23 protein-coding genes are annotated in these 26663 nt (G+C 37.0%); 12 read left to right on the top strand and 11 right to left on the bottom strand.

Annotation, left to right across the window (positions count from 1 at the left end; translation table 11 throughout):
- Window positions 1-264: 264 nt before the first annotated feature.
- Window positions 265-651: a sigma-w pathway protein ysdB gene (locus BMZ04_RS06240; protein ID WP_093266847.1), complete on the bottom strand. Its 387-nt coding sequence runs from the start codon at window positions 649-651 to the stop codon at window positions 265-267.
- Between the two features lie 92 nt (window positions 652-743).
- On the opposite strand from BMZ04_RS06240, the gene BMZ04_RS06235 reads away from it, so the two are divergent.
- From BMZ04_RS06235 to argF, 4 genes are all read left to right on the top strand, one after another.
- Window positions 744-1229: a dUTP diphosphatase gene (locus tag BMZ04_RS06235; RefSeq protein WP_093266844.1), complete on the top strand. Its 486-nt coding sequence runs from the start codon at window positions 744-746 to the stop codon at window positions 1227-1229.
- A gap of 191 nt (window positions 1230-1420) precedes the next feature.
- Window positions 1421-3334 carry a DUF2207 domain-containing protein gene (locus tag BMZ04_RS06230; RefSeq protein WP_093266841.1) on the top strand — a complete coding sequence of 638 codons (1914 nt, stop codon included), beginning with the start codon at window positions 1421-1423 and terminating at the stop codon, window positions 3332-3334.
- A gap of 80 nt (window positions 3335-3414) precedes the next feature.
- Window positions 3415-4503, top strand: a complete 1089-nt coding sequence (locus BMZ04_RS06225; protein ID WP_093266838.1) for a M42 family metallopeptidase — start codon at window positions 3415-3417, stop codon at window positions 4501-4503.
- A gap of 262 nt (window positions 4504-4765) precedes the next feature.
- Window positions 4766-5731, top strand: a complete 966-nt coding sequence (argF, locus tag BMZ04_RS06220) for an ornithine carbamoyltransferase (protein WP_093266835.1) — start codon at window positions 4766-4768, stop codon at window positions 5729-5731.
- Window positions 5732-5924: 193 nt separating this feature from the next.
- Here the strand turns inward: argF and BMZ04_RS06215 are convergent, their stop codons facing one another.
- The 3 genes from BMZ04_RS06215 to sspI form a co-directional block, all read right to left on the bottom strand.
- Entirely contained in the window at window positions 5925-6905 is a 981-nt protein-coding gene (locus BMZ04_RS06215; RefSeq protein ID WP_093266832.1) for a bile acid:sodium symporter family protein, read from the bottom strand.
- 1 nt (window position 6906) lies between these two features.
- On the bottom strand, window positions 6907-8301 hold the full coding sequence (locus tag BMZ04_RS06210) for an FAD-binding oxidoreductase (RefSeq protein ID WP_093266829.1): 1395 nt from the start codon (window positions 8299-8301) through the stop codon (window positions 6907-6909).
- Between the two features lie 427 nt (window positions 8302-8728).
- Window positions 8729-8935 (bottom strand): small acid-soluble spore protein SspI, encoded by a 207-nt coding sequence (sspI, locus tag BMZ04_RS06205; protein ID WP_093266826.1) that lies wholly within the window; start codon window positions 8933-8935, stop codon window positions 8729-8731.
- 89 nt (window positions 8936-9024) lie between these two features.
- Here sspI and BMZ04_RS06200 point away from each other — a divergent pair, with 89 nt between their 5' ends.
- From BMZ04_RS06200 to pheT, 3 genes are all read left to right on the top strand, one after another.
- Window positions 9025-9786 carry a TrmH family RNA methyltransferase gene (locus tag BMZ04_RS06200; RefSeq protein WP_093266823.1) on the top strand — a complete coding sequence of 254 codons (762 nt, stop codon included), beginning with the start codon at window positions 9025-9027 and terminating at the stop codon, window positions 9784-9786.
- Window positions 9787-11044: 1258 nt separating this feature from the next.
- On the top strand, window positions 11045-12082 hold the full coding sequence (gene pheS, locus BMZ04_RS06195; protein WP_093266820.1) for a phenylalanine--tRNA ligase subunit alpha: 1038 nt from the start codon (window positions 11045-11047) through the stop codon (window positions 12080-12082).
- 12 nt (window positions 12083-12094) lie between these two features.
- Complete coding sequence (pheT, locus tag BMZ04_RS06190) at window positions 12095-14506, top strand: phenylalanine--tRNA ligase subunit beta (protein WP_093266817.1); 2412 nt, start codon at window positions 12095-12097, stop codon at window positions 14504-14506.
- A gap of 142 nt (window positions 14507-14648) precedes the next feature.
- On the opposite strand, the gene BMZ04_RS06185 is transcribed toward pheT, so the two are convergent.
- The 3 genes from BMZ04_RS06185 to BMZ04_RS06175 form a co-directional block, all read right to left on the bottom strand.
- Window positions 14649-15992, bottom strand: coding sequence for a TldD/PmbA family protein (locus BMZ04_RS06185; protein ID WP_093266814.1), 1344 nt, complete (start codon window positions 15990-15992; stop codon window positions 14649-14651).
- Between the two features lie 3 nt (window positions 15993-15995).
- Window positions 15996-17384, bottom strand: coding sequence for a TldD/PmbA family protein (locus tag BMZ04_RS06180; RefSeq protein WP_093266811.1), 1389 nt, complete (start codon window positions 17382-17384; stop codon window positions 15996-15998).
- Between the two features lie 462 nt (window positions 17385-17846).
- Entirely contained in the window at window positions 17847-18146 is a 300-nt protein-coding gene (locus tag BMZ04_RS06175) for a hypothetical protein (protein ID WP_093266808.1), read from the bottom strand.
- A gap of 147 nt (window positions 18147-18293) precedes the next feature.
- Here BMZ04_RS06175 and BMZ04_RS06170 point away from each other — a divergent pair, with 147 nt between their 5' ends.
- Together BMZ04_RS06170 and BMZ04_RS06165 are read left to right on the top strand one after the other, a co-directional pair.
- Entirely contained in the window at window positions 18294-18797 is a 504-nt protein-coding gene (locus BMZ04_RS06170) for a GNAT family N-acetyltransferase (RefSeq protein ID WP_093266805.1), read from the top strand.
- Between the two features lie 439 nt (window positions 18798-19236).
- Window positions 19237-19869, top strand: a complete 633-nt coding sequence (locus BMZ04_RS06165; protein ID WP_093266802.1) for an FMN-dependent NADH-azoreductase — start codon at window positions 19237-19239, stop codon at window positions 19867-19869.
- A 123-nt stretch (window positions 19870-19992) separates the two neighbouring features.
- On the opposite strand, the gene rpoN is transcribed toward BMZ04_RS06165, so the two are convergent.
- Window positions 19993-21291, bottom strand: coding sequence for an RNA polymerase factor sigma-54 (gene rpoN / locus BMZ04_RS06160; RefSeq protein WP_093266799.1), 1299 nt, complete (start codon window positions 21289-21291; stop codon window positions 19993-19995).
- 203 nt (window positions 21292-21494) lie between these two features.
- Window positions 21495-22637, bottom strand: coding sequence for an MFS transporter (locus tag BMZ04_RS06155; RefSeq protein ID WP_093266796.1), 1143 nt, complete (start codon window positions 22635-22637; stop codon window positions 21495-21497).
- Window positions 22638-22995: 358 nt separating this feature from the next.
- Between BMZ04_RS06155 and BMZ04_RS06150 the strand changes: the two genes are divergently transcribed.
- From BMZ04_RS06150 to BMZ04_RS06140, 3 genes are all read left to right on the top strand, one after another.
- Entirely contained in the window at window positions 22996-23556 is a 561-nt protein-coding gene (locus BMZ04_RS06150) for a ribonuclease FAU-1 family protein (RefSeq protein WP_093266793.1), read from the top strand.
- Window positions 23557-23635: 79 nt separating this feature from the next.
- A complete protein-coding gene (locus BMZ04_RS06145) occupies window positions 23636-24706 on the top strand; it encodes an NAD(P)H-dependent flavin oxidoreductase (RefSeq protein ID WP_093266788.1) in 1071 nt (356 codons plus the stop codon).
- A 3-nt stretch (window positions 24707-24709) separates the two neighbouring features.
- On the top strand, window positions 24710-25144 hold the full coding sequence (locus BMZ04_RS06140; protein WP_177184345.1) for an SRPBCC family protein: 435 nt from the start codon (window positions 24710-24712) through the stop codon (window positions 25142-25144).
- Window positions 25145-25473: 329 nt separating this feature from the next.
- Here BMZ04_RS06140 and BMZ04_RS06135 read toward each other — a convergent pair whose 3' ends face one another.
- Both BMZ04_RS06135 and rnhC read right to left on the bottom strand, forming a co-directional pair.
- Window positions 25474-25665 carry a hypothetical protein gene (locus BMZ04_RS06135; protein WP_093266781.1) on the bottom strand — a complete coding sequence of 64 codons (192 nt, stop codon included), beginning with the start codon at window positions 25663-25665 and terminating at the stop codon, window positions 25474-25476.
- Window positions 25666-25684: 19 nt separating this feature from the next.
- Window positions 25685-26626, bottom strand: a complete 942-nt coding sequence (gene rnhC / locus BMZ04_RS06130; RefSeq protein ID WP_093266778.1) for a ribonuclease HIII — start codon at window positions 26624-26626, stop codon at window positions 25685-25687.
- Window positions 26627-26663: the final 37 nt, after the last annotated feature.

Genomic DNA, 26663 nt, shown 5'->3' with positions numbered 1-26663 from the left:
TGCTCCTGCGCAAGCTGGTCGCAAAAGAACTTTTGCGGCAACGATTGCATGACCCACATCCTGTGGGCACAGGCGCCTTCGTGACCAACATCCTGTTGGCCTCCAGTCGCCGCCTTTCACTACAATCAAGTGGCAATAAGCCGCCCAAAGTCCTCCGAAAAAGATACAAAACAGGTATTAGAGGGTGTTTACACTTTTCTTAAAAGAAGATAAGAAATTATATAAAATTGGTGTATCATGAACCCAGTGTTCATAGTATTTTTGTTAAGCTTCTTCTTTCATTAACTGCTCAATAGGGCTCTTCCAATTTATTTTGGCAGATGGGTAATTCATGCGTATTTCATTTTGTAAAAAACGAAAATCTTCTTTTCGGAAACCTTGAAGTTTTGCAACATCCTTTGTCCAAACGAAAATAGTGATGACTTCAAATGCTTGATCGGTAGCTCCTAAATACTTCTCACCTTCAAATAACGCACCTTTATAAGAAATGAAAAAGTTTTTACGAATATTTTTAATATCATCATAAAAATAATACTGTTCTTTTTCATAGGCCTCGTCTAACTTACGCTTTGGATCAAACAAATAACGAAGAATTTTGTAAAAAGCATATATGATTATGACAATTATTAGTAAACGTAGTAAAAAAATCATACAAAATGTCCTCCTTGTAAAATACATAGTAATTGCTATACGATAGAAGAGCTAGTTTGGTTTCAAAAAAATTAATATTAATGGAGGAAATAATGAATTTAGAAAAACTTTTTACAATGCAGGCGGCATTAGATGAATATATTCAATCAAACAAACAAGTGGATGAAGATGTTTTTATGAAAAAAGGATTAGCACTTGTAGTAGAACTTGCAGAACTAGCGAATGAAACTCGCTGTTTTAAGTTTTGGAGTGGGAAGGGACCATCTGAACGGGCTGTTATTTTAGAAGAGTATGTAGACTCTATTCATTTTCTATTGTCATTGGGTATTACAAGGGGCTTGGATGATCTTAAAGAGTGGCCAATAGAAAAGAATGAAGAAGATTTGACTACGTTATTCCTTCTAACAAACGAGGCTATTATAGCATTTTTACATCATTCAACAAAAATTACATATGAAAAGATTTGGGTTTTATATGGAGCAATTGCAGAAAAGCTAGGTTTTAGTAGCGAGGATGTATTGAAAGCGTATATTTCCAAAAATGAAACAAACTACGAAAGACAGAAGAGCGGGTATTAAGTTGATTTATTTTTAGCCTAAAATCGTCGTACCTGTACGACAACGGCTTGCATCATACAGGTATTAGCTCAATTAATACTTGAATGCAATTACGTCGAGGCGTAATTGCTCAGTAAAACAATTGGAACTTTTTCAAATGTAAGCCGTAAACATACTAATAGAAACTTCTTAGTAATGTTGAGGTGAAATCAATGAAAAAGTTCTTTTTTTTGATTGTATTATTTTTATTAGCTTTTTCATCTAGTGTAGTTGCGGAAGAGAGATCCTACACAATAGACTCAGTACATATTAAATCTTGGATACAACCAAATGGAGATCTTGTAGTCAATGAAGTATTTACGTATAATTTTGATGGCAATTATACTAGTTTAAAGCGATCATTCCCAAAGCGGCATGATGAAAATGTAGAATATTTTTACGCTCATGAAATAACTACATTAAGCCCAGAACCGGGTTTCATCGAAGACAATACATTAAATACATTAAATGTTACAAAAGAGAATGGCGTATATCGAACAAGTATTAACAAAACAAATGAACAAGTTTCCTTTTTATATGTGTATAGGCTTAAAAATGCCGTTAAAGCGTATGATACATACAGTGTTGCAAATGTTACGTATTTTGAAGATGGGGATGCACATGATCAAGATTTTCATGAAGTAACAATAGATTTTATTCTACCTCAAACCATCGATCCTTCTAAATTCGATGGAGTGCTTTTCGATCGAAATGCAAATAATAACGTGAAGTCTGAATTTGGAATTCGATTTTCAACACCGATTTCGGAGGCATTTTCCTTAACGAAAGCAACCTTCTTTTTTCCTTCTTCTGTCATGACAAGCATGAAGAAAACGAAAAGTGCTAACTCGATGAATGAAGCATTTGAAAACGAAAAGAAACAAGCGGATGCTATGAAAAAGAGGATATCCGAAATTCCTGAACTTATTAGAATCTTACCTAAAGTTTCTCTGGTATTAGTGATTATTGCCGTTCTTTTCATTATTTTGTTACCTCAAAGGCATTTTTGGCGAAAAGGAAATGGTGAGAATATACTGGATATCGATATTTTATATTTGTTTTATGTATATAAGACAGGAAAACGGAATAATAAAGCTTTTTTAGCTGGTTTGTTTTCGCTAGTAGAAAAACAAGCGGCCATAGTAAAACCATTGGAATCGGCATTACGTTTTAAAAATGACTCCAAAGCACCTAAAGAAACCTTATACTTCCGATTGAAGAATGGAGGGATTGCCAAGGGAGTATCCGAAAATTACTTAATTCAATGGCTTTTTAATACAAGAAGTGGTTCAAGTAAATGGGCATTTCATTTACATGATGCAGCGGGAGCACCAAGAAAAGATAGAGATAATGGTATGACCAATTACTATCATGCTCGAAAAAAAGAGTTTAAAAAGAATCAAAAAACTTGGCATAAAAAAGTACAGGATGAATTAGTAGAAGCGGGAACTTTTCATAATAAATTACCAAAGCTCATCATTAGCTTAGCAATTGTTTTGCTATCGACTTTCGTTGCTTTAAGCTACTATGCAGACTTCAAAAGCAGTGGAAGTATTGTATTCATTGCTATCATTACGTTACTATTTCTTATTATTCATTGGATTAAATTAACTGCTCACGGCTATTTTGTTCTTTATATGATTGTGATTAGTTTAATGGTAGGGAATATAGTAAATGATGAATTGATGAGTGAGATTATTGGTGTTATGTTAGCAATTATATTTTTATATATTGCAGTTCCGAATAATATTCTTTCGATGAATGCCGTCCGTGCAAAAGATAATATTCGCTCCTTCCAAAAAAGTTTGAAGAACGGAATGCCTGTCGGACTTACGAAAGCGGAGCAAGAGAAGTGGACGATACGAGCATATTTATTTGGTAGAAAAAATGTGCATATACCAATTACAGATGATGCGGTCCCATTAGCGGCACTATTAATTGCTGGAACAGATCCAATGGACTATGTGACGAAAACATGGTATTGGACTACGGGCATTACATCCAGTGGAGGATCATCCGATTCAGGAGGTTCTTATGGTGGTGGTGGTGGTAGTGATAGCGGTGGCGGGGGAGCAGGAGCTGATTGAAAAATTTAACGCTCAATTTTGAAAACAGAATGAGATTAGAATATAATAGATATGGCAGTTATATTTAGGAGGGCGAAATAATGACAAAGTTAGATGAGACATTAACAATGCTTAAAGAGTTAACCGATGCAAAAGGGATTCCAGGGAATGAACGTGAACCTCGTCAAGTAATGGAAAAATACATAAAGCCCTTTGCAGATAAAATAGAATACGATAATTTAGGAAGTTTAATCGCTGAAAAAGTAGGCGATGCAAATGGTCCTAAAATTATGGTAGCAGGACATTTAGACGAAGTAGGGTTTATGATTTCGAAAATTGATGACAAAGGATTTTTAAGCTTCCAAACAGTTGGTGGTTGGTGGTCACAAGTAATGCTTGCACAACGTGTGACAATTGTTACTCGCAAGGGTGATACAATCACAGGTATTATTGGATCAAAACCTCCTCATATTTTAACAGCTGATGCACGAAAAAAAGCAGTGGATGTAAAAGATATGTTCATCGACATCGGTGCATCTTCTAAAGAAGAGGCGATGGAGTGGGGAGTACTACCGGGAGATATGGTAGTGCCATATTTTGAATTCTCCGTGATGAACAATGAAAAACTATTACTTGCAAAAGCATGGGATAATCGTATTGGCTGTGCTATTGCAATCGACGTATTAAAAGGCTTGCAAGATGAAAAACATCCAAACATTGTCTATGGTGTAGGAACTGTTCAAGAAGAGGTTGGACTACGTGGTGCTAAAACCGCTACTGTGAAAGTGAATCCAGATATCGGTTTTGCAGTGGATGTTGGTATTGCTGGAGATACACCAGGAATTACTGCGAAAGAATCCACAAGTAAAATGGGTGCTGGTCCACAAATTGTGTTATTCGACGCTTCGATGGTATCGCATAAAGGATTACGTGATTTCGTTGTGGATACGGCAGAAGAAAATGATATTCCATACCAATTTGAAACGATTCCTGGTGGAGGCACAGATGCAGGTTCTATGCATATTTCTCTAAACGGAGTTCCTGCATTGTCCATAGGTATTGCAACTCGTTATATTCATTCACATGCAGGAATTCTTCATCGTGATGATTATGAAAATACAGTAAAATTGGTTGTAGAAGTAATAAAGAAATTAGACAGAGATGCAGTGAATAAAATTACATTTGATTAATAGAGATGTCTAGAAGAGCTAAATGAATGCTTTTCTAGACATTTTTTTATTTAAAAGTATATATATTTAAAAACTAGGAAATGTGTATTTTTAGGAGCAGAAGGTAGAGACTCGTCAATCGCCTGTCTGGAGTAGAAAACAATTAAGTGGACAACTTGATGAATTTTTATTTTTAAAAATGTATAAAAATCCGGTTGACTTTATGTTTATTCATATTTATAATTGGTATTACATAAATATACGTAAAGAGGAGTTTTTATAAATGAAACTTTTAGAATGGGCGAACTTAAAAGTTGTAGATAGTTTAAAAGGAAAGGACTTATTGACGCTTTTTGATTACTCAAAAGAGGAGATAATAGATTTAATTCAGCTAGCAGTCGACTTGAAAAAGCTAACAAAGGCGGGGAAATGTCCTCCACTCTTAGAAGGTAAAACATTAGGAATGATTTTTGAAAAACATTCTACACGAACTAGAATTTCGTTTGAAGTCGGTATGAAACAATTAGGTGGAAATGGTATGTTTATGCATTCACGTGATTTACAAATCGGTCGAGGGGAATCAGTTTATGATACAGGGCATGTATTGTCAGGTTATCTAGATGGGATTATGATTCGTGCAAATTCTCATGAAATGGTGAAAGAATTGGCAGAGCATGCAAGCATTCCTGTCATTAATGGATTAACAGATATGTATCATCCATGCCAAGCTCTTGCGGACATTTTAACGATTCATGAAGTGAAGGGATATACGGAAGGTTTAAAAATTGCATATATCGGAGATGGGAATAATGTAGCACATTCTTTAGTTATAGCGTCTGCATACATGGGAATGCATATTGCCGTTGCAACGCCGGTTGGATATGAAGCAAATGAAGGCATTATTGAAAAAGCAAAAGCGATTGCTTTACAAAATGGTGGTTCGTTATTCGTATCAAATGATCCAGTTGAAGCAGCTGTGAATGCGGATGTAATTTATACAGATGTTTGGACATCTATGGGTCAAGAAGAGGAAACGCAGAAACGTTTAGCAGACTTCAAAGAGTTCCAAATCAATGAAGCACTAGTGGCAAATGCGAAGAAAGATTATATATTCTTACACTGCCTACCTGCTCATCGTGAAGAAGAAGTAGCTACTTCTGTAATTGATGGGCCGAACTCATATATTTTTCAACAAGCAGAAAATCGTTTGCACGCACAAAAAGCAGTGCTTGCATCGCTGATGGCTTAAAATACTACAGAATGTGAAGGCAGGGTTGTCTAGCAGTCTGATACACAGATGCGATGTCGATCGTCAAGATGGACGGCTTCATCGCTACATAGGAAGAGTGATTCGGGAGATGCTGAATCACTCTTTATTGCTGTAAAAAAAAGACCCTGTCTCTTTCGACAATTAATTGACGAAGATACAGGGGGCAATTTGATTATGCTTCTGAAATATTACTTTGTGCTTTTTTTACTGGAGTTGTTGGTGTATCTTTTACCGGACGTTTTGACCAATAAGTCGCTAAAATTGGACCCGAAATATTATGCCAAACTGCACCTAATGCACTTGGTAATGCTGCTAAAGGACCTAAGTGAGCTGTTGCTAGAGCAACACCTAACCCAGAGTTTTGCATACCTACTTCGATAGATATTGCTCGTTGATCTAATTCGGAAAGACCAACTAGTTTTGCTGCAAAGTAACCTAATAGTAAGCCAGCACCATTATGAAGGAATACACCTACAAAAACTAGTAAACCGGCTGAAGCAATATTATCTACATTTCCAGCAACGACAGCTGAAACGATTGTAATAATTGCTAAAACAGAAACAAGTGGTAAAATATTTAAGCTTTTCTCCACAATAGTAGGCAATAATTTTTTCACGAGTAATCCAAGAACGATTGGAATAATGATTACTTGAACGATAGACATAAACATATCAACAGCATTTACCGGCATCCATTGCCCTGCAAGTAAAAGCAGTAATAATGGCGTTAATAAAGGTGCTAAAATGGTTGAAAAAGATGTCATCGTAATAGATAATGGAACATTTCCTTTTGCTAAATAAACCATAACGTTTGAAGCAGTTCCTCCAGGTACAGAACCGAGAAGAACAAGACCAGCCGCTAATTCACCTGGCAATTGTAATATATAAGCAATTGCAAATGCAGTAGATGGCATGATGATAAATTGTGCTAAAACACCAATAATAACAGGTTTCGGATGAGTTAAAATCAATTTAAAGTCAACTGCTTTTAGCGTAAGACCCATCCCGAACATAACAATCCCTAGTAAAATCGTAATATACTTACCAAACGGTAGAAATGTGTCTGGTATAAAAAAAGCGATGACCGCTACTGCAATTACTAAAAATGCGAAATATTTTCCTGCGAAATTACTAATAGACTCTAATACTTTCATTTTATTCACCTAAGCTTTCTATTTTAACTATTTTGTTTGGATTTAAAATATTATTCGGATCAAGTGCGACTTTAATTTTTTCCATTACTTGTAATGCTGCTCCATGCTCTGCAGCTTGATATTTTTGTTTTCCAACACCTACGCCATGCTCGCCAGTACAAGTACCGTCTCGCTCTAGTGCGTATTGAACAATTTTTTCATTGAGCGCATCCGCCTTAGCTACTTCTTCTAGATTATTCATATCAATCATCAATAGCGCATGGAAATTCCCATCCCCGACATGCCCTAGAACTCCTCCGATAAGACCAATTGCATCTAATTCTCTTCTTGCATAAATGACTGCATCGGCTAGTTCTGAAATAGGAACACAAACATCCGTCACCATCATTTTTTTACCTACATTACCGTGAATATAAGCGTAAGCAAGGTTATGTCTTGCATCCCAAAGTTTTGTGCGTGCAGTATTATCTGTTTCAAATTGAATTTCTGTACAACCGTGATCTTCCATTATTTCTTTTGTGAACTCCACATCTTGTTGTAAGCCCGCTTCGTTTCCGTCAAATTCTAAGAAAAGGGTAGGTTTCTCCGCATAATTCGTTTCACTAAATCGATTTACTTGACGTATTGACTCTTCGTCTACTAACTCCACTCGAGCTATCGGTATACCAGCTTGCAAAATAGATGTAACGGCCTCTACTGCATTTTTTACTGTGGGGAACACTGCTCTTGCTGCTGTCGTAAACTCTGGTATCCCGTATACTTTTAAAGTCAATTCTGTAAAGCAACCGAGTGTTCCTTCCGAACCGACGAAAAGTCCGTTCAAATGAAATCCTGATGCTGATTTTGCAGCCAAATTCCCTGTATGTATAATTGTACCGTCTGCAAGTACTACTTCTAAATCACGCACTTGATCTCGCATCACACCGTATTTGACAGTGGTCGTTCCACTAGCATTTGTAGCCGCCATTCCACCTAAAGTTGCGTCCGCTCCAGGATCGACTGAAAAGAAAAGTCCGTATTTCTTTAGTTCTTTATTTAGTTTTGTTCTTGTTACGCCTGGTTGTACTTTTACTAGTAAGTCATTTTGACGAACTTCTAAAATTTTATCCATCAATGAAAAATCAATCGTAATCCCGTTGTCGTAAGGGATTACATGTCCTTCTAAGCTGGAACCTCGACCAAAAGGCACTACAGCTACTTTGAGGTTGTTTGCTACTTTCATAACTTGACTTACTTCATCTGCTGTTTTAGGAAAAACAACGATATCAGGAAGACTGACTTCATGATAAGATTCATCTTTACTATGAAGCTCTCGTACTGTTTGATTGACCGATACTTGGCTTTCTTCTAAAAACTCTTTTAATGTTTCTACCACTTGTTCTGTTGATACAGTCATTTTATTTCGCCTCTTTATAAAAATATAAGTATATGTTTTATTAGAATGTTCTAGTTAATTCTAATAGGGTAATTATACAGATTATTCGACAAATTGCAATTGATACTTTATGAATTTTTTCACAAACTTAACAATCTGCTAAATTTCCTATTATCCATGTGGAGGTATAAGCCGCTTGAATATATGGAAGATGACGAAGCGTGGCAAATGATTACTAGGGTAGCAACACAGAAAGTATATACTTTTTTTCGTGTTCGTTGCCGCTATAAGAAGGCTCTCATTTATTTGTCCCTACTTCAAAATTATTAATCATTATAAATATCGTCGTTCTTTCTGTAGTGTTTTATGTTCATGTACGAAAACATGTGATAGACGAAGGAATAATAAAAACAATCCGTGAAGAGTAATATTTCTTCACGGATTGTTTTTATTTGAATGCAGTTGAGATTTCATTTAATACAGAGTTTCGTTTTGTATCATCAGCCATTTTCCACCATTTTTCAAAAATGACTCCCAATCCCGGTAGTAGATGTTCTTCTCCTCTTTGAATAGCATCTTCAACTACATTACGAATATCTGTTGCTGAATTTCCTTTTAAATTGTTTGAAATCGCTTCTCGAATTTGAAAATCCATTTCATCACTCCTCGTAATTATCTTTGCCAAACTCTCGCAAGCTATACATGAATTTGGTACTATTAAATAAAAAAGGCGGTTACATATAAATGAAACGAATTGAATCTCCCCAAAATTCACTTGTGAAGCATTGGAAAAAACTATTAAGTGTTCGAAAAGAACGAGATAAAACAGGTGAATTCATTATAGAAGGATATCATTTAGTTGAAGAAGCGATTAAACAAAAAGAAAATATGCTAACAATTATGATAAGTGATACGAGCGAGATTCCTTCGAATTGGGACGTAGATAATTTAGAAATTGTTGAGATAAATGATGTAATAAAAAAAGAACTTGCTGAAACCGAACATACGCAAGGAATATTTGCACATTGTAAACAGCAAACTGTAGATGAGCAAATACAATCCAAATGGAAACGTTTGTTATTAATAGATGCCGTCCAAGATCCAGGCAACATCGGTACGATGATTCGCACAGCAGATGCTGCTGGTATTGATGCTGTTGTTTTAGGGAAAGGTTCTGCAGACGCATATAATCCTAAAACATTACGTTCTGCACAAGGCTCCCACTTTCATATCCCTGTTGTAAAAGGTGATCTACATGAATGGATCGATAAATTGAAAAATCGACAAGTGACCGTTTTTGGCACTGCATTTGAAAACTCTACTCCGTTTAACGAGGTTTCAAAAAGTGAAGAATTTGCATTAATCGTTGGAAACGAAGGAAGTGGCATCAACAAAGAGCTACTGGAAAAGACGGACCAAAATATTATCGTTCCACTTTTGGGACAAGCTGAGTCATTAAATGTAGCAGTAGCAACAGGGATCTTGTTATACGGATTAGCATTATAGAATTGCAAGTAAGAGATGTCATCTTAAGCAGTTTAGAAATAATGCGTCGCAGGGGAATACCGCAAGCGCAGTTGATTTTCGCTCCAGGCGGACGCTTTCCGCGGGCACGGCTTCAATCTCCTCGTCACTGCGTTCCTGCGGGGCTTTCAGCTCGTGCTGTTCCCGCTGGAGTCGCCGCCTTCCGCTTCAATCGACGAAATATGCTAACTAATTAACGTTTAGCTATAACACAAACCAATAAGAAATATTAACCGCTGCACGAAGCCAAAAGTAGCAGCAATCACTATATGAAAAAATTGCTTATTAAACAGTAAACATGTGCTTTTATATGTTATTAATCACCAAATAATAATGTCTAATTTCACAATGTTAATGGATTGCTTCCGGTATAAATTGGTCGCTCTTAGCCATTTACTGGATCATTTTACGAGATATTTACTAATATTGGATTTTCTTCTTCGGTTCTAATCAAACTTTTGTTTTATCAGGCGAGAAACTAATCAGTCAGCAAGCTCCTCTGATTTTCGCGGAAGGGCGGCGACTCCAGCGGGATGAGTGAGACAGTTAAGACATCACAACGTACGCGTAAGCGGCGGTGATGGCTTATCGCTCACCCCGCGGAAAGCGTCCGCCCTGCATCGGAAATCCTAGCGGATACTTCTTACTATGCATTATTCCTATTATGCGCGACATTATGGTCCAGTTTCGCATTATAAAATAAGTCCCACTTGATGAAACGTTTAAAATTTCGTATAATAGAATATAATTTGATATATAAAAAGCTGTCATCGGGAAAAGTATATATGACGATTCGAAAAAAGGAATTTTACACCTTGACTGAAAGTGTAAAAGGAGAATACATATAGAAGTTCACCCCGCTAGCTGCCACCGGGACCAGTTTTTGACTGTAAAGGTGTGCCGGTGTAGAGCCGTTAGTCGAATTGAGTGATTGCACGTTTTTGTTGTGCAATAATCAGGGTGGTACCGCGAAATTAGTCCTCGTCCCTTTTATAGGGGCGGGGATTTTTTGTCTAATTTCAATCAGCTAAAAACATGCTGATTGAAATTAGACAGCCTCCGGCGGATGTCACAGATTTTGTAAAGGAGTTCATCGAGGCGAGCTCGATGCAAAATCTGGACGCACTGTTTTCTGCGACGAGCTTTGCGCAGGAGCAATGTTTTTCCTGCGTAGCTGAACAAAGTGAAGCGGAAGCAAATAGGCCAAGGCGAATTTGGATGAAAAGGAGAGTATTTAAACATGGAAGCACAACTTCAACAGTTAAAAGAAGAAGCATTGCAAAAAATTGAAGCTTCTCAGAATGTCAAAGAATTAAATGATGTGCGTGTTGCATATTTAGGAAAAAAAGGACCGATTACGGATCTTTTAAAAGGAATGGGAAAACTTCCTGCAGAAGAACGTCCGAAAATGGGAGCTCTTGTAAACGTAGTTCGTGAAGAAGTAACAGAAGTGTTAGAAGCTCGTATGACGCTACTTCAAGAACAAGCGATTCAAGAACAATTAGAAAAAGAATCAATTGATGTAACTCTACCAGGTCGTCCTGTTAAAACAGGAAACCATCATCCGCTAACTCGTGTTGTCGAAGAAATTGAAGATTTATTCATTAGCATGGGTTACGAAATTGCGGAAGGTCCAGAAGTAGAAAAAGATTACTACAATTTCGAAGCGCTGAACTTACCAAAAGGTCATCCAGCTCGTGATATGCAAGATTCTTTCTATATTTCGGAAGATATTTTACTTCGTACACATACATCGCCTGTTCAGGCTCGTACGATGGAGGCAAAAGAAGGCAAGCCGATTAAAATTATTTGCCCAGGTAAAGTATATCGTCGTGATAATGATGATGCGACACATTCACACCAATTTACACAAATCGAAGGACTTGTTATTGGCGAAGATATTCGCATGAGTGATTTGAAAGGAACACTTTCTGTATTTGCGAAGAAAATGTTCGGAGAAGATCGTGAAATTCGTCTTCGTCCAAGTTTCTTCCCTTTCACAGAGCCTTCAGTGGAAATGGATATTTCTTGTTTTAAATGTGGCGGCAGCGGCTGTAACGTTTGTAAGAAAACAGGTTGGATTGAAATATTAGGAGCCGGCATGGTACATCCAAACGTTTTAGAGATGGCTGGCTATGATTCAAAAAAACTATCTGGATTTGCATTTGGTATGGGTCCAGAACGTATTGCAATGTTGAAATATGGAGTGGAAGATATTCGTCATTTCTATACAAATGATGTGCGTTTCTTATCGCAATTCCACCGAACAGAAGTGTAAGGAGGAAATGACATGTTAGTTTCTACGAAATGGTTAGCGGAATATGTGAATACACAAGGGCTTGATCCGAAAGAATTAGGGGAAAAAATTACGCGTTCAGGTATTGAAGTCGATGCAGTAATTGATCGCACTCAAGGTATGACAAATGTAGTAGTCGGTTATGTGAAGGAATGTGTAAAACATCCAGAAGCAGATAAACTTAATATTTGCCAAGTAGACGTAGGAGAAGAAACGACACAAATTATTTGTGGTGCTCCAAACGTAGCAGAAGGGCAAAAAGTAATCGTTGCTCGACCAGGAGCAGTACTTCCTGGTGGCATGAAAATCAAAAAAGCAAAACTTCGCGGAGAAGAATCGAACGGGATGATTTGTTCACTTCAAGAGTTAGGTATTGAGGGAAGACTAGTACCAAAAGCATATGCAGAAGGTATTTATGTGCTTCCAGAAACAGCAACTCCTGGAGAAAGTGCACTTCCACTACTTGGGTTAGATGACACAATCCTTGAACTTGGTTTAACACCAAACCGTTCGGATGCTCTAAGCATGCTAGGAGTAGCTTACGAAGTAGGGGCAATTTTATCAGAGGATATGAAATATCCAGAAGCAACTTACAATGAAGGTAATGAAAAAGCTTCTGATTATTTAAGCTTACGTGTAGATGCTACCTCCGAAAATCCGATGTACGTAGCAAAAGTAGTAAGAAACGTGCAAGTGAAAGAATCACCACTTTGGTTACAGCACCGCCTAATGGCAGCAGGAGTTCGTCCACACAATAACGTAGTTGATATTACAAACTATGTATTAATGGAATATGGTCAACCACTTCATGCATTTGACTATGACCGTCTAGAAACAAAGGAAATTGTTGTTCGCCTTGCAAACGAAGGAGAAAAAATTGTCACACTAGATGATCAAGAACGTACATTGAAATCGAATCATTTAGTTATCACAAATGGCAAGGAGCCAGTTGCTATTGCGGGTGTAATGGGTGGAGCAAATTCAGAAGTGCATGACGGTACAACAACTGTAGTGATCGAATCTGCTTACTTTGCAGGAGGTTCTGTTCGTCAAACGTCAAAAGATCATAACTTACGCAGTGATGCAAGTGCTCGTTTTGAAAAAGGTGTCGATCCAAATCGCGTTATTTTAGCAGCAGAACGTGCAGCAAGTCTACTAGCTGAACTTGCAGGCGGAGAAGTGCTAGCAGGTTCTGTAGTTGTAGATGAATTAGACAAAACACCTGTTGAAGTAGTTGTGTCTCCTGACTTTATCAACAATCGTTTAGGAATGAAAATTTCATTAGAAGATATGACTTCTATTTTAACAAGATTAAAATTTGACCACCAAGCGGCAAATGGTTATTTATACATTAAAGCACCGACTCGTCGTCAAGATATTAAAATTCCAGAAGACATTGTAGAAGAAATTGCACGTATGTATGGGTATGATGAAATCCCAATGACGCTTCCAGTAGAGGAATCCAAACCAGGTGGACTAACATCTTACCAAGCAAGACGTCGTCAAGTTCGTGCTTATCTAGAAAGTGCTGGACTTTATCAAGCAATTACTTATTCTTTAACGTCCAAAGAAATGTCTCGAAAATTTGCATTAGAAACAGCACCGGTAACAGAGCTATTAATGCCAATGAGTGAAGAACGTAGCACACTTCGCCAAAGCTTAATCCCTCATTTACTAGATGCAGTCACATATAACACTGCTCGCCAAGCAGATACAGTTGCTCTTTATGAAGTAGGATCTGTCTTCTTAGGCGAAACAGAATCAGGTCTACCTCATGAACAAGAACACTTGGCTGCAGTTATTGCTGGTAAATGGGTGGATCATAGCTGGCAAGGGGAGAAAAAAGCAGTTGATTTCTTCGTATTAAAAGGAATCGTAGAAGGATTAATGGAGTTACTTGGTCATTCAAAAGAACTTACTTTTGAACGTGCAGTAGTAGACGGATTACATCCGGGACGTACTGCTTCTATTCAACTTGCTGGAGAAGAAATTGGCCTAATCGGTCAATTACATCCATCCGAGCAAAAAGCTCGTGACTTGAAAGAGACATACGTAGTGGAATTGAACTTAGCAAAAGTATTAAACAAAGAAGTTGAAGCATTATACTATGCACCAGTTTCTAAATTCCCATCGATCACACGTGATATTGCTTTAGTAGTAGATAGCGAAAAAGTAGCTGGTGAACTACAAGCGATTATCCAATTATCTGGTGGAAGATTATTAAAAGGTGTACATCTATTCGATTTGTACGAAGGAGAAAAAATGGAGCCAGGCAAAAAATCGGTTGCATTCTCTCTAACTTATTTCGATCCAGAACGTACACTTACAGATGAAGAAGTAGTAAATGCACATAACAAAGTATTAAAAGCTCTTGCAGAACAAGCAGGAGCAGAGTTAAGAGGATAAGATAAATTGGAGCAGCACTATTTATAGTGCTGCTCCTTTTTTAGGTATCTGTGATAGACGTAATTTATAAATTATTCAATTGAATTGTTTTTTGTCTGACACAGTGGTCGGTTGGAGGATGACTCGTTTTCCACTTTTCTACTCAATCAACCGTAACGGAAAGTTCTTTTACCCGTAATGACGGGGAACCGTAGCCACCTGGAAGGAAATTTAAATCGGATCCAATCTCTTCGATATCATTGATAAAGTCGAAGAAATTACCAGCGATTGTCATCTGTTTAACAGGCGTCGAAATTTTGCCATCTTTAATATGGAATCCGGTTGCCGCAACCGAAAAATCTCCTGAAATCGTATTTGTACCGGAATGAAGCCCCGACAAATTCGTAATGAGGACTCCGTCTGCTATAGAAGCCATTAGGTCAGCCTTGCTTTTTTCACCGGGTGCAATGAACATATTCAGCGGCGTTATAGTGAGGGTACTTTTATATGACGCTTTATGTGCATGGCCTGTTGTTTCAACGCCATCTAATCTGGCTGTTTTTCGGTTATGAAGAAGTGTTTCTAGAATTCCGTTTGAAACGATCGCATGTGTTTTTGTTGCAACACCTTCTCCATCGAAATTCGATCCCGCAACGGCGTCAGGGTGGAAAGGATCATCCAGCAAGGTAAGGACATCTGATGCAACTTTCACTCCAACTTTCCCTTTCAAAAGAGACTGATCCTTTTGTGTATTTTCAGCTGAGAAAATTGGTGTAAACGTTGCAAGTAACGATGCTGCTGCGTCATGTCGCATAATAATTGTGTATTTTCCAGCTGGAATGGATTGCTCGCCGAGATTAGACAATGCTTCTTCTGCCGCTTCTTTTGCAATTTTATCTGCATCAAGAGAACCAAAATCACGCGTTAGTTTAATGAAACTACCTGTTTTCATTTCTTCACCATTTTTGACGACTGTGGAAATGAAAATAACTAATCCATTCTTTTTTTCTTTCAATGAAAGACCTTTATTGTTTGCCAACATGCGGTCTCCTGAAAAATCTTGTAGAACGCAGTAGTTGAGTGTAACAATCCGTGGATCGTAGGCAAGTACTTTCTTTTCAATAGACTTAATAAGTTCAATCTTCTCCTGAATTTGAATCTTTGCAAGCTCTTCACTGTAAAACGCATGATTAGCGTATTCTTTACTTCCCTCGAAAATATTCGATCCATCGTCCTCATCAAGCACCTCTGCATTTGCTTTCGCACTCTCAATTAAAAAAGGAATTGAATCTTCATCGATTTTTTCCGTATAGGCGTAGCCCATTTTTCCGTTATAAAGACCTCGCAATCCAAGACCGCTATCTTCGGATGTTTCATAGCTATCAATTTCTCCTTCAAAAATCATACATTGGAATGATTCCGAACGTTCATAATACGCTTCAGCTTCCTTGAAACCTGCATCCACAGCCTTTTTTAGTAGTTCTTCTTGGAATTCAGTGATATGCATGATTTATTCCCCCTTTGTCCCACCGACTGTAATTTCACTGATGCGAATCATCGGTTGCCCAACATTGACAGGAAGGCTTCCACTTATAGATCCGCACATTCCTGCACCATGGGCAAGATTATTGCCGACTTTATCGACAAGTTGTAATGTTTTCGCTCCATTCCCAATAAGTGTTGCACCTCGAACTGGGCGATCAATTTTACCATTTTTCACAAGATAAGCCTCCGAAACGGCGAAATTATAATCACCTGTAGCTGGATTAACGGAGCCTCCACCCATATATTTTGCATAAAGTCCATTTTCAGTAGATGCAATAATTTCTTCTGGTGTCGATGTACCCGGTGCGATATACGTATTTGTCATACGAGAAGTAGGGTTGAATCGGTACGACTCCCTGCGGGAAGAACCTGTTGCCTCTGCATTCATGCGTCGGGCATTAAATTTATCGATAAGGTAACCTTTTAATATTCCGTTTTCGATTAGAACATTTTTGCGTGTCTTTTCGCCTTCATCATCCACATTTAGGGAACCCCATTCATTCGGTAGGGTACCGTCATCGATGTATGTCACGATATCGGGGGCAACTTTTTCACCAATTCGATTTGCGAAAACAGAATTATTTTTGGCAACAGAAGTAGCTTCCAGTCCGTGCCCACACGCTTCATGAAAAATAACGCCGCCAAATTCATTATCAATAATGACAGGGAACTTTCCACTCGGACATTCATCCGCTCCAAGCATCGTTATAGCAATTCGTGCTGCTTCACCTGCATAATGCTCCAGATCTAAGTTTTCAATAAATTCAAATCCCGCATGTGCCCCTGGTCCGTAAAATCCCGTCTGCATTTCAACGCCGTCAGAAGCCGTCGCTTGTATGGATAGCCTACTATGGACACGAGTATCTTCCACGAATTTACCTTCTGAATTGGCGATTAGTACATGCTGTTCTTCGTCTATATAACGTAGTCCGACTTGTCGGATTCGTTCATCGTAATTTCTAGCAATCTCATTTGCTTTCCTCATAAACTCTACTTTCCTAGCATGTTTTACAGTTCGTGGCATTTGAGCAATTTGGTGTATAGGATTAAATGCTTCTTTTCGGAGTGGATGAATAGTTCCATTTGCTCCACCTTTAATCGCATGTGCTGCTCGTTTTGCTGCTAGTAGCAAGCCTTCTTCTGAGAAATCAGTTGTGTACGTATATATGCTTTGAAGGCCAGAAAAAATACGGATTCCAATTCCAAAATCACGACCAGATATACTTTTCTCTAACTTTCCGCTTTGCAATTCCAATCTGTTCACATATTTATCTTCTATGAATACCTCCGAAAAATCACCGCCTGTCGAGAGTGCGGCTTCGATCACGTTCTCAATTATTGATTGTTTGATCATATTAGTTTCCCCCTCCTATTAAGAATTATAGCCCAATATTTTTGTGAATACACCCATTAGAAAGATAATTTAGTATTTTCAGTATTTTTGCAGTAAGGATGCGCATTAGTAGCTTATTAACCACTTAAAATATAGGAACCCAGTAATATATGTTTTTTAGCCTAGAATTAGGAGGGAGGATACACTTTTAAAGAACTTATTTCTGTTTTTTTCATTGTGGGTATTCAGTATATTTAAAAACTGAATCCTTAAATCCTTTGTTCATCGGTCAAAAGGTTTTTTTGTAATTGAATGAAGCACTCCGTTTTTCACCAAAGCAAGTAGTACATATTTGATTTTCCAATGACTTCACTCATTGGAAGTTCCAAGCGATAGGCGATTTCTTGATAAGACATCGGACAGGAGCATGAGGCTAGTTCATGAATGTGATTCATTTCTATTTTTCATTTACTGGTATCTATACTATCGTAAATATACTTTCTGTAATGAAGAATGATATTCCGTTGCTTCGCTCCTGGTAACTTCATCTTGGTTTAGCTCTATAAGTGCTTGTAATAGTCTATCAAGTAATGGATTATTAGTAGCAAGTGTCTGCTTTACCACTTGGTCTCCAATTAAGAAATCTAACCATTTCCTTTTCTCGGGTTCATTTTCTCCTCTTGCATAGTTTTCCATATGAATAGCATGGACTTCATAGTGATCAGAATAGGAACTGCCATCATGTGTTACGGCTTTTTGCTGCTTTCCTTGAGTAAGACACAATTCGAAATTATTCAGAGATATTTTTGAGTTGTGTCTAACATAGGGACAGTACACCAAAATAATTCAAAAAGTATTTGCAACGGTGTATAATCCTTGTTGGAAGTGCTTTTATTTACATTATTTTTATTATGAAATTGAGGAATATGGATGAATAACGAATTAATAATAGACGAAATGCTGTCATCTGACTGGGATCAGGTAAATGCGATATATTTGGAAGGTATTCAAACAGGCAATGCAACTTTTCAAACAGAAACATCGACTTGGGATGAATGGAATGCAGGACATGCAAGTAAATGTAGGCTAGTAGCTAGATTAGATGGGGAAGTAGTAGGATGGATTGCGCTAAGTCCGATTTCCAATAGAGAATCTTTTGCTGGAGTTGCGGAAGTAAGTGTGTATTTAACAGATGAGATAAAAGGTATGGGAATAGGAAGCAAATTAGTACAAGCGTTAATAGAAACGAGTGAACAAAATGGATTTTGGACGTTACAAGCAATGATTTTTCCTGAAAATCAAGGGAGTATAAATCTTCATATGAAATATGGGTTCAAAGTAGTTGGGGTACGGCAGCATATGGGGCAATTGAATGGTGTTTGGCGTGATGTTGCATTGCTTGAACGTAGAAGTGATATTGTTGGAGTCGATTAAGATTTGCAATGGTACAAGATAAAAATTATGTTTATATAAACGTAAGCACAATAATAAATTCTTTGTGTTTAACATATATCTAACAGGGGCAGAAACTATAGTCCGGCTATCGGTTGAGATTGTCCATTTCTCGTGTGTCCTAGGCCAACTATTAGATAAGATTGTCCAACTTCTATTCATAATTGTCCAACTCGACAACCGGGAAATTTTCCAATAAAAATGCGTATTCTTTTACAGTCAAATTTAGAAAAGGTGCTGCTCTATTTTTAGGTTTCTGTGTGATACGCCACGTAGAAGGCTAAATTACTAAACTATTGAAATTGTGAATAATGGGTGAACAAATATAATTATTTCATTCATTTCGAATTCAAAATAATTGAAAGTAGCATAATATATTGTTATGATAACCAATGTAATAAAAACATTGGAGGAATTAATCATGAATATTTTAGTAGTTAAAGCAAACAACCGCCCTTCTGCAGAAGGTATCTCTAGCAGAATGTACGATACATTTATGGAAAACTTAGAAGGTGCAAACGTAACAACTTATGATGTGTTTGCAGAAGACATGCCTTTTATCGGACAAGACCTTTTTAATGCATTTGGTAAATTATCAGATGGATTAGAGTTAACAGAATTAGAAGCTCGTTTAATCGCTGCTAAACAAAAAGCAATGGACGCTATAACTGCTGCTGATGTAGTAGTATTTGCATTCCCGTTATGGAACCTAACGATTCCAGCACCATTACAAGTGTTTATCGACTATATTTACCAAGCTGGTTTCTCTTTCAAATATGACGAAAATGGTCAAGCAGTACAATTATTAACTGACAAAAAAGCAGTTATCTTAAATGCTCGTGGTGGAATTTATTCTTCACCAGAAGCAGCACCAATGGAAATGGCAGTTAACTACATGAAAAATGTATTAGGTGGCGTTTTCGGTATGCAAATCGTGGATGAAGTAGTAATTGAAGGACATGCTGCGGCTCCAGATCAAGTCGATGCAATTGTTGCAGAAGGCTTAGAAAAAGTAAAAGCAGCTGCTACAAAACTTTCAAAACAATTAGTATAAAAGTTATAAAAAGCGTTCATGGAGTCTTTTGCGAGACTTTATGAACGCCTTTTCTATTTAGATACCTACCTAATCGTTCAACAGAATATGACACAGCCACAATGAATCTTTACTTATACCAACCTAAATACCGATTTCTTTCCGTAAACTAGAAGATGGAATATTGAGTTCCTTTCGATATTTACTAATCGTTCGTCTAGATATGTTAATCCCATTTTCGGTCTTTAAATAATCGGCTATTTTTTGATCGGAAAATGGTTTTGTTTTGTTTTCGTTCTTTATGAAATTAGCTAAAAGTTCTTTTACTTCTGTTTGGGAAATAGAACTTCCGTCTGCCGTTTCCAACTTGGATGTGAATAATAACTTGAGATCAAATGAGCCTAGAGGTGTTTGTATGACCTTGTGCATCGTTGCCCTACTTACGGTAGATTCATGCATATCGATTTCAGTAGCTACTTCTTTTAAGGTAAGTGGCTTTAAAGCACTAAATCCTTCAGAAAAAAACTGTTTTTGTTTTTCTAAAAGTACTTTCACTATTTTCAATATCGTTGAACGCCGTTGCTCAATACTACTTAACAACCATTTATATTGCGTATACTGATTGTTTATGTATTTGGACGTTTCATCTTTTTCTTGAAGTAATCCCGCATACTCATTATTAAAATGAATCTCAGGTAAGAATCCGTCATTTAAATAATAAGTGAGGTTTCCTTCTTTATATTCTACTATGATATCTGGATTTACATATTCTATGGAATCATCAGAAGTACTAAAACTTGGTTTTGGGTTAAGTGTCTGTATAAAATCATACATTTCCTTTACATTCGCCAATGCAATTTTCATAATCCTTGCAATCTCGTTCCACTTTCTATTTGCTAATAAATCGAAGTGATTTTCGAGTAAATTTTTGACTAGTTTTTCTTCCGGAAATTCATATATTACTTGTAAAAGTAGGCACTCCTGCAAGCTTCTAGCACCAACTCCAACTGGTCCAATCTGTTGTAGAAGATGAATACCTCTTTCTATAGTTTTTTCGTCAAAAGGGTCATGATCTTGTATACGAAAATAGCCATTATCGTCTAAATTGTAAATGATAAAATAAAGAAGATGCTGATCTTCTTTATGTTTAAATAATAACTTAACTTCTTGGAATAGCTGTTCTCTCTTACAAATACCCCTACTTTTAACAAAGTCTATAAGTTGTTGAGATGAACTAGAGGATGATATTTTTCTAGTGAATCTTTCTTCCAATGAAGGATCTTTTACATGTTCTTCTAGTTCGATTAATGGATTTTCTAATTCCTTTTCTTTAATAAATTGATAAAGATCATAAGTGGAGTATTGTAATAATTCAATGGCTTGCCTTAGTTGAAAAGTCATCGTTAAACTTTGTTCTTGTCTTTGATTGAGAACGAGTTCCATAATTATCCCCCTCATAAAATCTTATTAATTTGAAAGCGTTTTCTCGTAATTATCTCCTATTATACTACGCATTTATTTGATTTGCGATAAGAATAAGAATATTTTTACTAGTGTGATATAATTGTTTTTATTTGGTAGAGATAATTGAGGTAAAGAAAACGGAGCTCGGCAATTTTGAATGCCGAACTCCGTTTATATTCACATTAACTTCTTTTACGCTTACGAATCATTAAGAAAACACCGAACAGGACTCCAATAAACGACATAATCGAAATGATGAAATAAAACGAATGACCACCTAGTTCGTGATACAAATATCCCCCAGCATAAGATGCGATAATACCAGACAGTCCAAAGAACAAAAGAGCAAGAACAGTTTGTCCAGTAGCCCTCCATTCTTTCGGCATGATTTGGTATAAATATTGGATCGCTGCAGTATAAAAAATAGGGAATGTAACCATTTGCAATAGTTGAACTACCATCAGCGCAACAGGGCTTGTGACAAATGCAGATGCTAGGAAACGGACAAAATAGAAAAATGTTGCAATCGTGATCATCTCAAGCTCTTTGCCTTTACGAAGCCACCAAAAACTTAACGCAAAAATAACAATTTCACTAGTAGCAGCTATAAAGAAGGCGATTCCTATTAGTGAAGTATCCCCTCCAAGTGCTAGCATATGAATCCCCAAAAATGTATCATTCATACGTGCTGGAACTGAACTTATAAATACCAAAACTAAAAATAAAAGCATTTCCTTATTTTTTAATACTTGTTTAAGTCCGGCCATTGTGATGGGTTTTGATGAAGCTTGTACATTCGGCATCAACCAAATAATACCGAACGAAATAAGGCCCAATAACACAAATAATATAGCTATACTACTCATACCGAAATAATCCATCGTAAAACCAGCAATTAGGGACAAAACTGCATAGCCGAGCGCCCCATATGTGCGAATGGAACCATAGCTGATGCGAGCCATTTCAGAGACCGTGAAATTTAAGCTCTCTGTCAGTGGATCAAGTGGCATAAGGAAAAAATAAACTAACAATGCAAAAACAATAAGTAAAACATAGCTATTGACGTTAAACAAAAAGTAACCTGAAACTGCTGTAAAACAAACGAGAATTAGCATCACTTTACGAATCGTTTTCGTCTTATCGGCTATAAAACCCCAAAGAGGTTGTGCAATTAGTGTCACAAAACCCCCGGTTCCAATAATTAGACCTATTTCACTGGCTGATAAGCCCTGTTCTCCTAAATATACTGGTAAAAAGGGAATAAAGAGTGCGAGTAAACCGAAAAACAAAAAATTATACCCTTTTAATAATACTTGTACTTTCAAATAAATTCTCCTCACGTAGAACGGAAATAATTCCTTTAATTGTATCTGACTGTGATGTAATGAATAAAATATTCAGAAGGAATATAATAGCATACTTAATTAACTTATAGAATAGAAAAGAGGAAAAATCAATGGCTATAGAGAGAACATAAATAAAATATGGTGGTCCCTCTATGGTTAATTAATCGTTTTTGGATGAAACTACTTTTACTTATCAAATTACTACTCGGTTTTCTTAGAATTTCATGAAGAATAGAAGATGCAGAAGACGAAAAAGAAGAGCAAATAATATTAGAGAAAATTACAGGGAACTTTAAAAGAGGTAATGAGCGAATAAAATAGAGGATGTGGGAAAAGAGTGTTCAGGAGATATGCGGATCGTTCAGATTGGAAACGAATTATTCAAAGAGAGTATACACAATCTTATATAGAAGAAAAAGACTTTACGGGTTACATTACACTATTAAACTTGGTTCAAATCACGGAGCCGCTTTGGGTACAGTACGGAGAAAAGGGAATTTGTATTGTAGATAATAACTATATGTGGCTACAGCATTTTCCAATGGGGAAAAACTATACAGTCACTACGATGTTTGATGCTAATGGGGAAATCGTGCAGTGGTATATTGATATATGTTATAAAGTTGGAATGGAGAATAATATTCCTTGGATGGATGATTTAATTTTAGATATTGTTGTCTTGCCTACTGGAGAACTTTTTCTATTAGATGAAGAGGAACTAGAAGAGGCATTTATGAATGGAAGCATTGATCAAACAATATATGACTTAGCGTACAATGAAGCAAATAGTATCATTTCACTTATAAGAGCAGAAAAGTTTAATCTGCTCCAATTCTCTAAGGTTCATAAAGAACTTTTAGAAGGACAATTTCAAGAGGAGGGGAAAGAACTTGCGTAAAGTAAAAGTAGTGCCTTACTCCAATGAATGGGAGAAAAAGTTTGAAGAAAGAACCAGTAAGTTTTAAGGGGGTGGAGATGTGTTAAAAAATGAACTAACAAATCTATTAAAAATCGATAACCCAATTATCCAAGCTCCTATGGCAGGAGGGATTACTACTTCGGCATTAGTAGCGGCGGTTTCCAATAATGGGGCACTTGGGATGATTGGAGCAGGGTATTTAAGTCCGGTGCAATTACGTGATCAAATTAGAGAAGTAAAGCAATTGACGACCAAAAACTTTGGAGTTAACTTATTTGTTCCAAGCAATTTCGAAGTAATAGAAAATCATATTGAAGAAGCGAATAGCCTACTAGATAAATATCGCACTCAATTAAAAGTAGAGCAGGAACTTGAAGCGTTTCCTTGTATGAAAGAAATGCTTCAAGTGTACAATGAGCAAGTACAAATTATTGTTGAAGAAAAAGTGAGAGTTTGTTCCTTTACATTTGGAGTTCCTTCTATGGAACAAATTACGCTGTTGAAACAACAAGGGGTTATTTTAATCGGGACAGCTACAACAGTCACAGAGGCAATAGCTATTGAGAAACTCGGAATGGATGCTGTTGTTGTGCAAGGAAGTGAAGCAGGGGGACATAGAGGGAACTTCATAAGTAGACATGAAGAAGGAATGATTGGAGTAATGTCATTAATTCCCCAAGTTGCAGATCAAGTTACTATACCGGTAATTGCAGCAGGAGGTATTATGGACGGTAGAGGATTAATAGCTGCTCTAAGCTTAGGAGCAAAAGCTGTTCAAATGGGAACTGCTTTCCTAACCTGTGTAGAAAGTGGCGCCCATCCTTTGCATAAAGAAGCGATATTACAAGCAAAAGACGAAGATACAACGTTAACGAATGCTTTCTCAGGTAAATGGGCTAGAGGCATATCAAATACATTTACAAAAGAAATGCATGAGTATGAAGCTAATATCCCAAATTTTCCGATTCAAAATACGCTAACGCAATCTATTCGTAAAGCTTCTGCCTCTCAAAATAACAAAGAATATATGTCGCTATGGTCAGGTCAAAGTCCAACACTAGCTAAAAATGAAACTGTAGAAGCACTTATTCAAAGAACTATAAAACAAGCCGAAAGAGGGATGATTTAGATTATGAACAACCTTACAAAAATGAATATATTAAAGCCGGCAAATGACGTATTTGAAGCATTTGTTGATCCTGAGAAAATCGGAAATTTCTGGTTTTCATCGAGTTCAGAAAGATGGCAAAAAGACAAGACAATTACATTGGAGTACAAAGAATATAACGCTATTGTTGAGATAGAAGTATTAGAAATCATAGACTTTAAAAAAATTGTGTATCGATGGGGAGAATCTGGAGAAGAACATATTGTAACGATTTCGCTAACAGAGCTAGATGACCTAAGTACTTTAGTTGAAGTGAAAGAGGAAGGTTTTAAACAAGACGATCCAGATTTTCTTAACCAGCTGATTGGCAATAAAGAAGGTTGGGTATACATGCTAACTTGTTTAAAGGGCTATTTAGAGTTTGGTGTGAACAAATTGAGAACGGGGTTAGCGGAGTAATAATGAACAAGTAAATATAAAAATAAAAAGCCTGAAGGAAATATGTGTAATTTTCTTCGGGCGTTTTTCATTTCTTAGGAATTATAAAATTCTAAAATGTGGATAACAACTTTCTACAAGAATTTCAACGTCCAGACTCCAGCGCAAGCTCGTCGCAGTAAAACCGTGTGCTCCTGCGCAAGCTCGTCGCAGAAGAACGTTGCCCCTCGGGGTCAAATGTGAAAAAGCTGCTCCTGCGCAAAGCTCGTCGCAAACAAAATCGCTTGTGGTGGCTGGGGAGCTGCCTCCCTGCTCCTATTTGCCTGTCGGGGCAGAGACAGGCGCTTGCGCTATTGTTTTTCCTTCAGTGACCAACGAACAAAAACAAAAATTCCAGTCGCAAAGAAAGCAATAAATATTTTATGAGATACATGATAGTCTTTACTAGTGATAGAAGTCCAAATTAATATAAGTAGGAAAAAAACAAATACAGATATTAATTCCCTAGATTTATGGAAAAAAAGTTTTTTTATTTGATTCATAAAAAAATCCCCTATTCAGTTAAAACCTTCTCTTCTTAGCAAGTTTCATCGCTTTCCCAGTATTCGCAAAATGCCATTTAGTAATCGATTTCAAAAAATCTTCTCCGTGCTTTACATAAATTTTTGCAGCGATTTCATCGACTTTTGCACTGGCACCTTTAGGAATAGTCGTACCAGCTATTTCAGTCAGACGATCCATTTCCTTTAAGAATGCATATCTTGCAATAATGGAAGCTGCCGCGACGGAAACATGTAGTTGCTCTGCTTTTGTAGAAAATAGCACATTTTCACGAATAATTTCTTTTTCGGTTTTAATATGATTATAGTAAATGCCACGTTCTGCAAACTGGTCGATCAATATATAGGTTGGTTTTTCTGGAGCCATTTTTTTCAATACATGTTTAAGTGCTTGGTTATGCATAAGCGCTTTTATTTTCCCTTGGGACCATCCGCGACTTTGTATGTCATTATATTTTTCGTTTTTCAACACAAGCACGCTATGTGTTAATGTGGCCATTAAATCCGGAGCCATTTTACGCATAATATCATCTGTTAGCATTTTTGAATCTTTTACACCAAGTTCTCTTACAAGCTCGACTTGATCTTCTCGAACAAAGCAAGCGGCAACTGTAATGGGACCGAAATAGTCGCCAGTACCAGTTTCATCCGAACCAATGACCGAAAGAGAAGCGAAGTTCTCTGGTAACGTATCTCCTTTTGTATTTCCACTAAACACTTTTTCCACTTGTTTATTCGAAGCTCCACTCCAACGAGAAGCCTCTCTAGTTGCCCCATTTCCTTGAAACATGACTTTGCCAGATTTATAGATGGTGACTGTCGTATCTGCTAACTTTGCAGCGAAAACAACTCCTGGAGCAGATCGTTCTACTTTATTATTCGCATAATGCGCTTTTACTTTTTCAATTTCATCAGGTTTCATTAATAATACTTCGTTTGACATTCGTTTGTTCCTTTCTTCACATCGTAATCTATTTCGT

Source organism: Psychrobacillus sp. OK032 (assembly GCF_900111345.1).
GTDB lineage: Bacteria > Bacillota > Bacilli > Bacillales_A > Planococcaceae > Psychrobacillus.
The sequence above is the reverse complement of the archived record's forward strand: the minus strand, read 5'-3'. Positions and strand labels throughout refer to the sequence as shown.

What these genes read in the sequence shown, in the direction of transcription:
- BMZ04_RS06240 (WP_093266847.1), bottom strand. Translation starts at nt 651, where the DNA reads ATGATTTTTTTACTACGTTTACTAATAATTGTCATAATCATATATGCT.
- BMZ04_RS06235 (WP_093266844.1), top strand. Translation starts at nt 744, where the DNA reads ATGAATTTAGAAAAACTTTTTACAATGCAGGCGGCATTAGATGAATAT.
- BMZ04_RS06230 (WP_093266841.1), top strand. Translation starts at nt 1,421, where the DNA reads ATGAAAAAGTTCTTTTTTTTGATTGTATTATTTTTATTAGCTTTTTCA.
- BMZ04_RS06225 (WP_093266838.1), top strand. Translation starts at nt 3,415, where the DNA reads ATGACAAAGTTAGATGAGACATTAACAATGCTTAAAGAGTTAACCGAT.
- argF (WP_093266835.1), top strand. Translation starts at nt 4,766, where the DNA reads ATGAAACTTTTAGAATGGGCGAACTTAAAAGTTGTAGATAGTTTAAAA.
- BMZ04_RS06215 (WP_093266832.1), bottom strand. Translation starts at nt 6,905, where the DNA reads ATGAAAGTATTAGAGTCTATTAGTAATTTCGCAGGAAAATATTTCGCA.
- BMZ04_RS06210 (WP_093266829.1), bottom strand. Translation starts at nt 8,301, where the DNA reads ATGACTGTATCAACAGAACAAGTGGTAGAAACATTAAAAGAGTTTTTA.
- sspI (WP_093266826.1), bottom strand. Translation starts at nt 8,935, where the DNA reads ATGGATTTTCAAATTCGAGAAGCGATTTCAAACAATTTAAAAGGAAAT.
- BMZ04_RS06200 (WP_093266823.1), top strand. Translation starts at nt 9,025, where the DNA reads ATGAAACGAATTGAATCTCCCCAAAATTCACTTGTGAAGCATTGGAAA.
- pheS (WP_093266820.1), top strand. Translation starts at nt 11,045, where the DNA reads ATGGAAGCACAACTTCAACAGTTAAAAGAAGAAGCATTGCAAAAAATT.
- pheT (WP_093266817.1), top strand. Translation starts at nt 12,095, where the DNA reads ATGTTAGTTTCTACGAAATGGTTAGCGGAATATGTGAATACACAAGGG.
- BMZ04_RS06185 (WP_093266814.1), bottom strand. Translation starts at nt 15,992, where the DNA reads ATGCATATCACTGAATTCCAAGAAGAACTACTAAAAAAGGCTGTGGAT.
- BMZ04_RS06180 (WP_093266811.1), bottom strand. Translation starts at nt 17,384, where the DNA reads ATGATCAAACAATCAATAATTGAGAACGTGATCGAAGCCGCACTCTCG.
- BMZ04_RS06170 (WP_093266805.1), top strand. Translation starts at nt 18,294, where the DNA reads ATGAATAACGAATTAATAATAGACGAAATGCTGTCATCTGACTGGGAT.
- BMZ04_RS06165 (WP_093266802.1), top strand. Translation starts at nt 19,237, where the DNA reads ATGAATATTTTAGTAGTTAAAGCAAACAACCGCCCTTCTGCAGAAGGT.
- rpoN (WP_093266799.1), bottom strand. Translation starts at nt 21,291, where the DNA reads ATGGAACTCGTTCTCAATCAAAGACAAGAACAAAGTTTAACGATGACT.
- BMZ04_RS06140 (WP_177184345.1), top strand. Translation starts at nt 24,710, where the DNA reads ATGAACAACCTTACAAAAATGAATATATTAAAGCCGGCAAATGACGTA.
- BMZ04_RS06135 (WP_093266781.1), bottom strand. Translation starts at nt 25,665, where the DNA reads ATGAATCAAATAAAAAAACTTTTTTTCCATAAATCTAGGGAATTAATA.
- rnhC (WP_093266778.1), bottom strand. Translation starts at nt 26,626, where the DNA reads ATGTCAAACGAAGTATTATTAATGAAACCTGATGAAATTGAAAAAGTA.